At 74.0% G+C, this 12,390-nt stretch carries 9 protein-coding genes; 5 read left to right on the top strand and 4 right to left on the bottom strand.

Going from position 1 to position 12,390, the window contains the following annotated elements:
* Positions 1–53: 53 nt before the first annotated feature.
* Positions 54–1,127: a cysteine desulfurase family protein gene (locus BM064_RS04970; protein WP_092858459.1), complete on the bottom strand. Its 1,074-nt coding sequence runs from the start codon at positions 1,125–1,127 to the stop codon at positions 54–56.
* Positions 1,124–1,627: an Rrf2 family transcriptional regulator gene (locus BM064_RS04965; RefSeq protein ID WP_092858457.1), complete on the bottom strand. Its 504-nt coding sequence runs from the start codon at positions 1,625–1,627 to the stop codon at positions 1,124–1,126. The genes BM064_RS04970 and BM064_RS04965 overlap by 4 nt, the downstream gene beginning before the upstream one ends.
* Positions 1,628–1,918: 291 nt before the next feature.
* Here BM064_RS04965 and BM064_RS04960 point away from each other — a divergent pair, with 291 nt between their 5' ends.
* Positions 1,919–2,569, top strand: a complete 651-nt coding sequence (locus tag BM064_RS04960) for an alpha/beta hydrolase (protein WP_092858455.1) — start codon at positions 1,919–1,921, stop codon at positions 2,567–2,569.
* A gap of 64 nt (positions 2,570–2,633) precedes the next feature.
* Here BM064_RS04960 and BM064_RS04955 read toward each other — a convergent pair whose 3' ends face one another.
* Positions 2,634–3,779 carry an anhydro-N-acetylmuramic acid kinase gene (locus BM064_RS04955; RefSeq protein WP_092858453.1) on the bottom strand — a complete coding sequence of 382 codons (1,146 nt, stop codon included), beginning with the start codon at positions 3,777–3,779 and terminating at the stop codon, positions 2,634–2,636.
* 563 nt (positions 3,780–4,342) lie between these two features.
* On the opposite strand from BM064_RS04955, the gene tyrS reads away from it, so the two are divergent.
* The gene (gene tyrS / locus BM064_RS04950; RefSeq protein WP_092858451.1) at positions 4,343–5,596 is read left to right on the top strand and encodes a tyrosine--tRNA ligase; all 1,254 of its coding nucleotides are present in this window, start codon (positions 4,343–4,345) and stop codon (positions 5,594–5,596) included.
* Between the two features lie 93 nt (positions 5,597–5,689).
* Here the strand turns inward: tyrS and BM064_RS04945 are convergent, their stop codons facing one another.
* On the bottom strand, positions 5,690–9,334 hold the full coding sequence (locus BM064_RS04945; protein WP_092858449.1) for an AsmA-like C-terminal domain-containing protein: 3,645 nt from the start codon (positions 9,332–9,334) through the stop codon (positions 5,690–5,692).
* A 165-nt stretch (positions 9,335–9,499) separates the two neighbouring features.
* Here BM064_RS04945 and BM064_RS04940 point away from each other — a divergent pair, with 165 nt between their 5' ends.
* The 3 genes from BM064_RS04940 to BM064_RS04930 all read left to right on the top strand — a co-directional run bounded on the left by BM064_RS04940 (position 9,500) and on the right by BM064_RS04930 (position 12,331).
* Positions 9,500–9,988, top strand: a complete 489-nt coding sequence (locus BM064_RS04940; protein WP_092858447.1) for a peroxiredoxin — start codon at positions 9,500–9,502, stop codon at positions 9,986–9,988.
* A 419-nt stretch (positions 9,989–10,407) separates the two neighbouring features.
* Positions 10,408–11,814 carry a DUF5930 domain-containing protein gene (locus BM064_RS04935; protein WP_143103255.1) on the top strand — a complete coding sequence of 469 codons (1,407 nt, stop codon included), beginning with the start codon at positions 10,408–10,410 and terminating at the stop codon, positions 11,812–11,814.
* Positions 11,804–12,331, top strand: coding sequence for a bactofilin family protein (locus BM064_RS04930; protein ID WP_092858443.1), 528 nt, complete (start codon positions 11,804–11,806; stop codon positions 12,329–12,331). Before BM064_RS04935 ends, BM064_RS04930 begins: the two co-directional genes overlap by 11 nt.
* Positions 12,332–12,390 lie beyond the last annotated feature (59 nt).

Below are 12,390 nucleotides of genomic sequence, written 5' to 3'. Positions count from 1 at the left end.
CGCGGCGCCTTTCGCAGAAAAGCGCGCGGGGGCAATGCGTTCGGTGCGTGTCTTCAGGCCGATTTCAGGCGAAACCGGCGGTATCTCTCTTCCCAGGCGGCCGCGAAGCCCGCGACCTCCGCCTCGGTGGTGGTCGGGCCCAGCGAGACCCGGATCGCGCTTCCCGCGATCTCCGGTCCCAGGCCCATGGCGGCGAGCGCCCGGCTCGGCCCCGCCTTGCCCGAGGAGCAGGCCGACCCGGCCGACACCGCGTAGCCCGCGAGGTCCATCTGCATCACCTGCGTCTCGCCCCGCCATCCGGCAAGGGCCAGGCAGGCGGTATTCGGCAGGCGCCGCGCGCCCTCGCCCAGGACCGCCAGCTCCGGCGCCGTCTCGCGCAGGCGCGCCTCGAGCCCGTCGCGCAGGGCCTCCACCCGCTCCCAGACGCCGGAGGCGAGGTCGGCCAGCGCCGCCTCGGCCGCGGCGCCGAAGCCGGCGATCCCGACGACGTTCTCGGTGCCCGAGCGGCGGCCCAGCTCCTGCCCGCCGCCGCGCAGCAGGGGGGGAAGCTCCCGCCCCTCGCGCACGATCATCGCGCCCACGCCCTTCGGCCCGCCCAGCTTGTGGGCCGACAGCAGCGCGAAATCCCATCCGTCCCATAGGCTTGCGAGCGGAACCTTGCCCGCCGCCTGAACCATGTCCGCCACAACCCGGGCCGGCGTGACCGGGGGCTGCGCCTGGATCACCCCGGTCTCGCCCGAGGCGCCGGCCCAGGCGAGCGCGCCCGTGAGCGTGCACCCGTGGTTCACCGCCTCGGCCAGCCCGCGCCGGTCGACGGGAACCGTGCGATCGGCCCATTTCAGGACGCAGTCATGCTCGGTCGCCAGCGCCGTCACCGGGCCGCCGGACAGCGCCGTCGCCGCCGCCTCGGTGGCGCCGGAGGTGAACACCACCTCGCCCGGGCTCGCGCCCGCCAGCGCCGCGACCTGCGCCCGCGCCCGCTCGACCGCAGCCCGCGCCGCCCGGCCCTCGGCATGGACCGACGAGGGGTTCCCCGTCAGCTCCATCGCCGCGAGCATGGCCGCCTTCGCCTCGGGGCGAAGGGGCGCGGTCGCGTTCCAGTCGAGATAGGCGCGGGCGCGCGTCATGCGGAGCCGGTCCTCCCGCCCATCGCGTCCTCGTCGATCAGCAGGCTGAAGTCGGGCACCGCCGGGCACGGCGCCATCTTGTCGGCCACCACGTCGGCCAGCGTCGTGCGGCTGAGGAAGACGTGGACGTGGGAGCTCAGCTGCTCCCAAAGATTGTGCGTCAGGCAGCGTGCACGGGAGCCGCCGCAGCCGCCCCCCTCGTCGTCGCAGTCGCCCATGGCGTTCAGCCGCTCGTCCACCGCCGACATCACGTCGGCGATGGTCACGCGGTCGGCCGCACGCGCCAGACGGTAGCCGCCGCCGGGGCCGCGCACGCTCTCGACCAGGCCGGCGCGGCGCAGGCGGGAGAAGAGCTGCTCCAGGTAGGCCAGCGAGATGTCCTGGCGCTCGGCGATCTCGGACAGCGAGATCAGGCGCTGGTCGTTCCGCTCGGCCGCGTTCTGCAGCGCGATGTCGGCCAGCGCGGTCACCGCATAGCGTCCCTTGGTGCTGAGCTTCATCGGGTCCTCCGCTCGCCGGCCCGGGGGCGCGCCGGTCTTTGCTGGCCGCGGCCGAAACCGCAGGATACGCTGGCCGCCCCGCGCATGGTGCGGCGCCGAAACGCCCGCGCGAGAGTTGACGGCGCAGGGGCCGCCCCCTAATTGCAGACGGACCGGCGCGAGGCCGGTCATCTAGTTTGGAAACGTTCTAAGTAGCCCGACCAGAAGAGTCAAGCTTTCCGCCTGCCCGAAAGGCGCGGCGAAGCCCACGCTCCGGGCCCTGAACGGCGACGCTGCGCGCGGGGGACCCTAATGCCTGAAGTGATCTTTCCCGGACCGGACGGACGGCTGGAAGGACGCTATCACCCGCAAAAGGCCAAGGACGCGCCGATCGCCCTGATCCTTCATCCCAACCCGCAGTACGGCGGGACGATGAACAACAAGGTCGTCTACAATCTGCACTACGCGTTCCACCGGCTGGGCTTCTCGGTCCTGCGGTTCAACTTCCGCGGCGTCGGCCGCAGCCAGGGCGAGTTCGACCAGGGCATCGGCGAGCTGTCCGACGCGGCCGCCGCGCTCGACTACCTGCAGGTCCTGAACCCCAACGCCCGGCAGAGCTGGGTGGCGGGCTTCTCCTTCGGCGCCTGGATCGGGATGCAGCTGCTGATGCGGCGGCCCGAGATCTCGGGCTTCGTCTCGGTGGCGCCGCCGGCGAACATGTACGACTTCTCGTTCCTGGCGCCCTGCCCCTCGTCGGGGCTGATCGTCAACGGCGACGCCGACCGGGTGGCGCCGCCCGCGGACGTGCTGAAGCTGGTCGACAAGCTCAAGACCCAGCGCGGGATCGAGATCACCCACGAGGTGATCCCCTCCGCCGGCCACTTCTTCGACCGCCAGCTCGAGGACATGACCGGCCTGGTCGAGAACTACGTGCGCAAGCGCACCCAGGTCGAGGTCGGCTGACCCCGCCGACCCGCCGCGAGATCGAGGGCGCTCCTTCCGGGGAGCGCCCTTTTTCATGGCCGCCTCAGGGCCGCGAGATCCGCCCCCCCGGCATCGGCCGCGCCGCGCCGGTGGTCGCAGGCGAGGACAGCGGCAGTCCGCGCAGGCTGCGCACGGCGAGGTAGGCGAAGCACTGCGCCTCCATCAGGTCGCCGTCGAGGCCCAGCGCCTCGGCCGGCAGCACCTCCGCCTCGACCCTGTCGGCGATCATCGCGCAGAGCGTGGGGTTCAGCCGCCCCCCGCCGCACAGGATCCAGGTGGCCGCGGGCCTCGGCAGATGCGCCTGCGCGCCGGCGGCGCACAGCGCCGAGAGCGCGGTCAGCGTCGCCGCCCCGTCCTCGGTCGACAGCCCCTCCATCGCCTCCAGCGCCTGGGCGAACTCGTTGCGGTCAAGCGACTTGGGGGGCCGGCGCGCTACGAAGGCCTCGATGGAATTGCGCCTGAGCCGGTCGTCATGCACCCGCCCCGCCGCAGCCGCGGCGCCGTCGCGGTCGCAGCTCTCGCCGGCGCGGGCGCGCATCCAGTCGTCGACCAGCGCGTTGGCGGGCCCGGTGTCGAACCCCACCAGCGCGCCCGGCGCCTCGGGCCCCTCGGCCTCCGGATCGGCCCAGGAGACGTTGCCCACCCCGCCGAGGTTGAGGAAGCACACCGGCCCCCGCCCCAGGGTGCGTGCGAGGGCGAAGTGGTAGAAGGGCGCCAGCGGCGCCCCCTGCCCGCCCGCGGCCACGTCGGCGGTGCGGAAATCCCAGGCCACCGGCCGGTTCAGCGCCCGCGCCAGCCCCGCCCCGTCGCCGAGCTGCCAGGTCCAGCCGCCCTCCGGATCGTCGGGCGCATGGGCGACGGTCTGGCCGTGGAAGCCCACGATCTCCGGCAGCGCCAGCGCCGCCTCCGGGCGCGCCAGCAGACGGGCCGAGGCGGCGGCATGGGCGGCCGTCACCTCGGCCTGCGCGCGGGCCAGCGCGGCGCCCGCCTCGCTCCCCGCCCCGGCCCCGCGGTAGGGCCGCCAGTCGCGATGCACCGCGCGGGCCGCCTCCATCTCGCCGGGCGCGTAGTCGAAGCCCCCGCCCGGCCCGAAGGCCTCGACGCGCTCTCCGTCGGTCTTGACCAGGGCCGCGTCGATCCCGTCGAACGAGGTCCCCGACATCAGCCCCAGCGCCCAGATCGCATCCATTCTCACGTTCTCCCGCAGGATCCCGAACCCGGCCCGACAGGACCTCCTCCCCCCGCCCCGGTCAACCCCGCCCCCCGGCCGGCCCCTCCCCGGCCCGCCCGGGGCGCAGCGTCCCCCGCCCCCTCGCGGAGCGCCTGTTCCCCGCCCCCTCGCGGAGCGCCTGTTCCCCGGAGCCGTCCGTCGCGGATGCCGGAAAGAGCGACTCGTCCCCTCCGGTCAAGGATCGCGCAGCGACCGCGCGAAGCGCGGCTTGTCCTTGACCGGAGGGGGCGAGTCGCTCAGGCATCGCAAGCGACGGACGGCTGCGGGGAACAGGCGCGGCCCTGTTCCTTGGTGAGTCAGGAGCCCGCCGGAGGCTCCCCCGCCAGCCCTTCCCTCGCTTCCTGCCCGCACGCGCGCCCCAGCCAAGCCCGCCCGCAGGGCGCCCGCTCCCCGCGTCCCGCGCGCGCGTCCTCGGCGCCGCCCGGAAACCACGCCCCGGGTCCGCCGCGCCCCTGCCCTCTTCCCTTCCGTCCCCCCGCAAGGCATAGACCGCCGCGCAACATCCACCCAAGGACCGGACCATGACCTACGCACCCAAGTCCGATTTCCTGCATGCCGTGGTCGAGCGCGACCTGGTGCAGGACTGCACGGATCTCGAGGGCCTCGACGAGGCGCTCCTGGCGGGCGCGGTTCCGGGCTATATCGGCTTCGACTGCACCGCCGACAGCCTGCATGTCGGCCACCTGACCGGCATCATGCTGCTGCGCTGGCTGCAGACCACCGGCCACAAGCCGATCGCGCTGATGGGGGGCGGCACCACCCGCATCGGCGACCCGTCCGGCAAGGACACCCAGCGCCAGATGCTGACCGACGAGATCATCGCGGCCAACATGGACGGCATCCGCGCGATCTTCAAAAACTACCTGTCGTTCGAGGAGCAGGGCGGCAACGCCATCCAGCCCAACAACGCCGAGTGGCTGGACCAGCTGAACTACATCGACTTCCTGCGCGACTACGGCCGGCACTTCACCATCAACCGCATGCTGACCTTCGACAGCGTGCGCCTGCGCCTCGACCGCGAGCAGCCGCTGACCTTCCTCGAGTTCAACTACATGCTCCTCCAGGCCTACGACTTCCTGGAGCTGAGCCGGCGCACCGGCTGCCGGCTGCAGATGGGCGGCTCGGACCAGTGGGGCAACATCGTCAACGGCGTCGAGCTGACCCGCCGGGTCGACGGCAAGCAGGTGTTCGGCATGACCGCGCCCCTCCTAACCAAGCCCGACGGCACCAAGATGGGCAAGACCGCCGGCGGCGCCGTCTGGCTCAACGAGGACCGGCTCGGCAACTTCGAGTTCTGGCAGTACTGGCGCAACGTCGAGGACGTGCAGGTCGAGCAGCTCCTCAAGCGCTTCACCGAGCTGCCGCTGGACGAATGCCGCCGCCTCGGCGCGCTGGCGGGCTCGGAGATCAACGAGGCCAAGGTGATCCTCGCCAACGAGGTGACGAAGCTCGCCCGCGGCGATGCCGCCGCCCGGGCCGCCGAGGCCACCGCGCGCGAGGTGTTCGAGCGCGGCGGCGCCGGTGAGGACCTGCCGACCTTCGCCCTGACCGCCGAGGAGGCGGCCTCCGGCGTCTCCATCGTGCAGCTCTTCGTGAAGGCGGGGCTGGCCAAGTCCGGCAAGGACGCCAGGCGCCTGATCTCCGAGGGCGGCGCGCGGCTCGCCGACGAGGCGGTGACCGACGCCGGCCTGGTCCTGCAGCCCGAGGCCTTCTCGACCGGCCCCCTGAAGCTGTCGGCGGGGCGCAAGCGCCACGCGCTGGTCAAGCTCGACTGAGCCGGCCGAACGCCGCGACGAGCGAAAGGCCCCGGGCGCGCCCGGGGCCTTTTCCGTTCCGGGCCGCCGCCCTCGCCCGCCCGGTGGGGCCGGCTACTTGTCGGTCTCGAACAGGTCCGGGTAGGGGTCCTCGGCGTCCGGGTCGGGGCGCGAGGGCTGCAGCAGGCGGCGCAGGATGCCCGGCGTCAGGATCGAGAGCGGGTCGGCGTTCACCTGCGGGTCGTCGGCGGCGCCCGCGACGGTGAAGTTCATCGCGAACAGGCCCTCGCCCTCCCCCCCGAACAGCTCGCCGAGGACAGGGATGTTGTTGAGGATCCCGTTCACCGCGTAGGCCGGGGTCAGCACGCCCTGCAGGTCCAGCCGCTCCGAGTTCAGGTCGTAGTCGCCGTTGACCTTCAGCGCCAGCAGCGGCCCCGTCGCCAGCGCGTCGGTGACGGTGACGATGCCGCCGTTCAGCCGGAACGGCGCCTCGACCCGGTCGAAGTGGTAGCCGCCCTCGTACTCGCCCTCGGTCCGCCGCTCGATGATGCCGTCGCGCCGGGCGATGGTGACCACGCCCTCCAGCGCCTTGCGCCCCGCCACCCGCAGGTTCGTGAGCTCCGCCACCCCCTCCAGCACCGGCTGGCCTGGAGGCAGGCGGCCGCGCACACGCAGGGCTCCGCCCTGCACGCCGTCGGAGATCGACAGATCGTCCAGCAGCCGCCCCGCGTCGTCGCTGCGCAGCGCGATCGAGATGCCGCCCTGGCGCCCCTCGCGGTAGCGCAGCCGCGCCTCGCCGCCGCCGTTCACCGCGCCCGAGACCCGGACCGCCGTCACCCCGCGCCGCCGGCGGATCTCGCCGGTCGCGTCGTGCAGCGCCACCCCCTCGACGAGGGTCGCCACGTCGAAGGCGAGCTCGCCGCGCAGGTCGGGCATCCCGGCCAGCGGGTCGCCGCCCTCCGCCTCGTCCGCGGCGGAGGCCCCCTGGGCTTCGGCCATCCGGTCGCGGCGCGCGGTCAGCGCGGCGATGTCGAGGGTGCGGCCCCGGGCCGTGACCTCGAGCGCGCCGTCGTCGGCGGCCCGCACGTCGATCGCCGCGTCCAGCACGCCGTCGAGCGCCAGCCGCTCCAGCGTCACCCGCCGCAGGGACGAGCCGGCGCCGAGCCGCGCCTTGCCCTTGGCCGAGAGGCCGGCCGCCGTCGCCTCGAAGGCGTCCAGCGTCACCGCCCCGTCGTCGCCCAGCCGGCCCGAGACGCGCAGCCGCCCCGGCTCGCCCGCCGCCTTCTCCCAGCCGATCTCGGCGATGCGCAGCGCCGCGGGGCCGAGGTCGGCGCTGACCGAGAAGCCCTCGCCGATGTCGCCCACCAGGTCGATGGCGGCGGCGATCCGGCCCTGGGGCATCTCCAGCGCCGGGCTCAGCCCGAACTGGGCGATATCCGCGGGCGTCAGCGTCACTGTGGCCGAGACCTGGCGGCGCTGCGCCTCGGGCAGGCTCGCGTCGAAGCGCTCGGTCCAGGAGACCTGCGCCGGGCGCCCGGCGATGGAGGCGGGACCGGAGAGGCGGAATTCCTCGGGCGTCGCCTCCAGCAGCAGGTCGTCGGACCGGATCCGCGGCCCGTCCCCCGGCGCGGTCATGTCGAGGCCCGAGATCCGCGCCGAGGCCTCCACCGCCACGTCCTCGACGTCGAGGTCCTTGAGCAGGCGGAACGACAGCTGCGCCTCGACCGCCGCGCGCCCCTCGATCCCGCCCAGGTCGACGTCGAGCTTGCGGGTCAGCTGCAGCGGCGGCTGGTCGATCAGCGTCAGCAGGTCCGCGAGCCGCCCCTCCCCCCGGATCACCGGGGCGGCGGGCTGGGGGTCCTCGATCAGGTCGGGGATCACGAAGCGGGAGCCGGCGAGCGAGATCGGCTCGCCCCCCGGCGGCGTGGTCTGGGCGGCGTCGAAGGCCATCTCGAAACGCGACAGGGTGACGTGGCCCGTCCCCTCCGCGCCGGTCAGCTCGGGCATGCCCTCGAGGATCGAGCCCGAAAGGTCCGCGAAGCCGAATTCCATGGTCACTTCCGGCGTCTCGCCCGGGGCCATCCAGAAGGCGCCGGACATGCCGGTGATGCGCGCGGCGGCGACGTTGGCCTCCACCCACTCCCGCGCGCCGGGGGCGGCGAAGACCGGCCAGACGCGCTTCAGCGCCTCCGCCCCGAAGCCCTGCGAGCCGAAGCGCAGCGCGAGGCGGGGGCCCGCCTCCTCGAGCGCGGCGACGCCCTCGGCATGGAGGGAGAGGGGGCCCGCCTCCTCGAGATCGGCGGGAAGGTCGAGCGCGGTCAGCTCCAGCCGCCGTTCGGCCGGCATCGCCTCGGCCTGCAGGCGGCCGTCGCGGAACAGGGTCGGGGCGACGAAGCCCGCGGCCTGCGAGGCGAGCAGCCGGTCGACGGAGAGGTCTACGCTCCACCCCGCAGGCCCCCAGCCGGCGGCGGAGCGGCCCCAGGGCGTGGCGAGGCCCGAGAGCTCCACCGCCCCCGCCGGCCCGGAGACCGCGAGGCGCGAGAGCTCGATCGCGCCGCCGTCGCGCGACCACGAGGCCTCGACCTGGGCGGCGTCGATCCGGTCGAAGGGCGCCTCCAGCCCCTCGGCCGCCACCGCGCCGGGACCCAGCGACAGGCGGCCCGAGAGGCTCTGCACTGCGCCGGTCGCGTCGACCGTCAGCTCGGCCATGCCCGAGGCGCGGCTCTCCACGCCCGCCAGCTCCCCCAGCGCCGGCGCCAGGGCCAGTTCGGAGACCGGCAGGTCCAGCACCGCCAGCCGGGCGGAGATCTCGCCGCCCGCGCGGGCGCGCTCTCCGGTCAGGGTCACGTAGGGGTCGGGGGCGGGCTCGGCCTCGGCCCCGGGATCGAGGTCGCCGGCCTCGGGGTAGGCGCGCGGGCCCGCGTCGAGAGTCGCGCCCTGCAGGGTGCGGCGCACGGGGTCGTCGACCGCCTCCGGTTCGAGGGGGCCGCCCTCGATCAGCCGGCCCGAGAGGCGGCCGATCTCGCGCTCCGCCTCCAGCGCCACCACCAGCTCGGCGTCCTGCAGGCGCCAGGCCCGGCCGGTGCGCGCGTCGTGCAGCGTGACCGAGGCGTCGCGGGCCGAGAGGCTGGCGAAACGCTGCAGCGGCCCCTCGCCCCGCGCCGCCTGGTCGAGCAGGCCGAGGAACCCCGCGAGCCCCGGCCCGCCGCCCGCCCCGGGGTCCGGGGGCGCCTCGAGCACCGCGGTCCCGGGCGCGGGCGCGGAGGGGTCGAGGGCGATGCGCCCGTCGGGCTCCAGCGACAGGGTCAGGGCCGCGCCGCGCAGCTCCACCGCCGTGGGCTCCAGCCGCCCCTGCAGCGCGTCGGCGAGCCGGAAGTCGACCACCAGCTCCGGCGCCGAGGCGATGGGCGCCCCGTCGGCGCCGCGCAGGGTGACGTTGATCAGGCGCAGGCCCGAGGCGCGCCCGGGATCGCCCAGCGCGAACTGAAGGTCGCCGATCTCGACGTCGACGCCCTCGGCCCCCGCCTCGATGCGCGAGGCGACGAGCGCGGCGGCCTGCGGCCCCAGCGAGATCGGCCCCTGGCGCAGACGCTGCTGGGCGAGCCCGGCCGCCAGCGCCGCCAGCACCAGCGCCGCGAGCAGGAACGAGCCCGCCCGCCGCAGGCCCCAGCCGACGGGTCCATGCCGCTCGCGCCGGCGGCGCCGGCGGGAGTGCCGCCGCCCCGGAGGCTCGCGCCCGTTGACATGCCTGCGATGCATTCGCGCCCCTGCGCCTCCGCCCGCCCCTCGCAGGGGGCCGCTCCGCCCTGCCGGTCTCCGCGGGCTTGACCCCGCCCCCCGGCGCCTGTCTGGCTCCCGGCGATCCGACGCGGCCTGCGCGTCGTATGACCGAACGACTACACCGCCCCCTGAGGAGAAGCGACCATGACCGAAGCCGCCGCCCCCGCAGCCGGACCTGCGATCGGAGACGACGCCCCCGACTTCACCCTGCCCCGGGACGGGGGCGGAGATGTGACGCTCGCGGGGCTGAAGGGCAAGCCGGTCGTGATCTACTTCTACCCCAAGGACGACACCTCGGGCTGCACCAAGGAGGCGATCGAGTTCACCGGTCTCGCCGCCGAGTTCGAGGCCGCGGGCGCCGTGGTTCTGGGCGTCTCGAAGGACACGGTCGCCAGCCACGACAAGTTCAAGGCCAAGCACGAGCTGGGCGTGACGCTGCTGTCGGACGAGGACGGCGCGGCCTGCGAGGCCTATGGCGTCTGGGTCGAGAAGAGCATGTACGGGCGCAAGTACATGGGCATCGAGCGCGCCACCTACCTGGTCGGCGCCGACGGCAAGGTCGCGCAGGTCTGGCGCAAGGCGAAGGCGACCGGGCACGCCAAACAGGTGCTCAAGGCGGTGCAGGCGCTCTAGTCGGGCGATTCGATGGCGTCCCGGGACCGTCGGGACGCCTCTCGGCCGCCCGGTCGCGACCTCGCGCCGCGGGGTCGGCCCGCCCTGCGGCGGTCGATCCCGAGGCGCGGCTCACGATCAAGGCGCCGGCCGCGTTCTCTTGCCGCAGCGGCCGGCGGATTTCCGAGGGGTTAAGTCAACGATCCGTTAAGAATGTGGCCCCTACGGTCCCTCATCGCGACGAAATCCGGGCGATTCTCGTCACATCGGCCGTCAAGAGGCGGCCGACCCCGCGGAAACCCGTCCGCAGCCGGATCCGGCGCAGGGCGGAAAACGTGTTGATCGCCGAGGCCGCCTTCGGCTATCGATGCATAAACACAACAACACGCGAAAATCTTCGTCGGCTCAGAATCGACGCGGGACCGTACCGAGGGACAGCAATGACAGGCCAGCCGGGCCGCACGGACGACGTGCGCGAGCAAGGTGGGCTGCCGGAAAGGCGCCTTACGATCCGGACCGGAGACGACGTGCGGCATCTGTCGATGTCGCCGCGGATGCAGGTTCTCAGCGCGGTCGCCCTGGCCGCGCTTCTTGGCTGGACGGGGTACGCCACCGTTTCCAGCATCGTGGCGGGGACCGAGCGCGACGCGCTCGCCGCCCGCGTCGCCCAGCTCGAATCCGGCGCCACCAGCGTCGAGGCCGAGGTCGACGCCCGTCACCAGCAGGAGCTGGCGGTGCTCGCGGCCGATTCCAACGCCCGCATCGCCGAGCTGACCGAGGCGCGCGACGCCGCCCGCCGGGCCGCCGACGACGCCATGGGCAAGCTGGCGGTGATGACCCGCGAGCTCGCCCGCCGCCAGACCCGCCTGGTCGAGGCCGCCGAGTCGGAGGCCGAGCTCGCCGCCGCGCTCGACAGTCTGCGCGCCAAGCTCGCCGACGCCGTGACCGAGCGCGACGCCGCCGAGCGCCGCCGCACCGAGCTCTCGCGCCAGGTCGCCGAGCTGTCGCGCGCCCGCGGCGCCGAGAACGAGGCCGAGGCCGAGTGGACCGCCTCGATCGCCGAGGTCACCGCCGCCCTCGAGCAGACCACCGAGGAACGCGACGCCGCCGCCCTCCTCCAGGCCGCCCTGCGCGAGCGGCTGGCCACGATGGAGGCCGACAAGGCCCGCGCCGAGGAGGCCCGCGGCCGGCTCTTCGCCCAGCTCGAGGATGCGGTGCAGGCCGGTCTCGGCGGGCTCGAGTCGATGTTCGAGAAGGTCGGCGTGAACCCCGACCGCGTGGTCGCCGAGATGCGCCGCGACTATTCCGGCGAGGGCGGACCCTTCATCCCCGTCGAAGAGACCCCGGCGCCCGAGCTGATCTCGACCGACGCCCAGCGGGTGGCCACGCTGCTCGGCGGGCTGGAGCGCGCCAGCCTGATGCAGGTCGCCGCCGCCAAGATGCCGGTGTCCAAGCCCGTGCGCTCGGCCTTCCGCTTCACCTCGGGCTACGGCGTGCGGCGTGATCCGAAGAACGGCCGGATGCGGATGCACGCCGGCGTCGACTTCGCCTCCGACGTCGGCACGCCGATCTACTCCTCCGGCGACGGGGTCGTGGTGTTCTCCGGCTGGCAGTCCGGATACGGCCGCGTGGTGAAGATCCGGCACGCCTTCGGCTTCGAAACGGTCTACGCCCACCTCAACGCCGCCCGGGTCAAGGTCGGCGATCGGGTTGCGCGGGATGACCGGATCGGCGATATGGGAAGGACCGGCCGCGTGACGGGCTCGCATCTCCACTACGAGATCCGCCTCAACGGCAAGCCGGTGAACCCCATGAAGTACGTCGAGGCCGCGCGCAATGTTCTCTAAGTCGAAGATCAACGATCCGATCGACACCAAGGCGGACGAGGCTGCCAAGCCCGCGCCTGCGCCCGCCGCGCCGCCGCGTCCCGGCGCCGCCGCTCCCGCCCCGGCCCCCAAGCCGAAGGCGCCGCCGTCGATCCTCAGCTCGGACCTGACGATCACCGGCAACATCAAGACCACCGGCGACATCCAGGTCGAGGGCGCGGTGGAGGGCGACATCCGCGCCCATCTGCTCACCGTCGGCGAGACCGCCACCATCCGCGGCGAGATCGTCGCCGACGACGTCGTGGTCAACGGCCGCGTCGTGGGCCGGGTCCGCGGCGTGAAGGTGCGCCTGACCTCGTCCGCGAAGGTCGAGGGCGACATCATCCACAAGACCATCGCCATCGAGAGCGGCGCCCATTTCGAGGGCTCGGTCCAGCGTTCGGACGACCCGCTCTCCAACGGCTCTCAGGCGCCCCGCGCCTCGGCGCCCGCGCCCTCGCCCAGCCCGGCGCCCGCCTCCGACTCGTCGGACAGCTGATCGCCGCGCGCGCCCGACGCCCGCGGACCCGTGACGTGACGCGCATGCGCCCCGGTTCG

Source organism: Albimonas pacifica, from assembly GCF_900113695.1.
GTDB lineage: Bacteria > Pseudomonadota > Alphaproteobacteria > Rhodobacterales > Rhodobacteraceae > Albimonas > Albimonas pacifica.
This window is presented reverse-complemented; position numbering and strand designations above follow the sequence as displayed.

What these genes read in the sequence shown, in the direction of transcription:
- BM064_RS04970 (WP_092858459.1), bottom strand. Translation starts at nt 1,127, where the DNA reads ATGACGCGCGCCCGCGCCTATCTCGACTGGAACGCGACCGCGCCCCTT.
- BM064_RS04930 (WP_092858443.1), top strand. Translation starts at nt 11,804, where the DNA reads ATGTTCTCTAAGTCGAAGATCAACGATCCGATCGACACCAAGGCGGAC.
- BM064_RS04965 (WP_092858457.1), bottom strand. Translation starts at nt 1,627, where the DNA reads ATGAAGCTCAGCACCAAGGGACGCTATGCGGTGACCGCGCTGGCCGAC.
- BM064_RS04960 (WP_092858455.1), top strand. Translation starts at nt 1,919, where the DNA reads ATGCCTGAAGTGATCTTTCCCGGACCGGACGGACGGCTGGAAGGACGC.
- BM064_RS04935 (WP_143103255.1), top strand. Translation starts at nt 10,408, where the DNA reads ATGACAGGCCAGCCGGGCCGCACGGACGACGTGCGCGAGCAAGGTGGG.
- BM064_RS04940 (WP_092858447.1), top strand. Translation starts at nt 9,500, where the DNA reads ATGACCGAAGCCGCCGCCCCCGCAGCCGGACCTGCGATCGGAGACGAC.
- tyrS (WP_092858451.1), top strand. Translation starts at nt 4,343, where the DNA reads ATGACCTACGCACCCAAGTCCGATTTCCTGCATGCCGTGGTCGAGCGC.
- BM064_RS04945 (WP_092858449.1), bottom strand. Translation starts at nt 9,334, where the DNA reads ATGCATCGCAGGCATGTCAACGGGCGCGAGCCTCCGGGGCGGCGGCAC.
- BM064_RS04955 (WP_092858453.1), bottom strand. Translation starts at nt 3,779, where the DNA reads ATGGATGCGATCTGGGCGCTGGGGCTGATGTCGGGGACCTCGTTCGAC.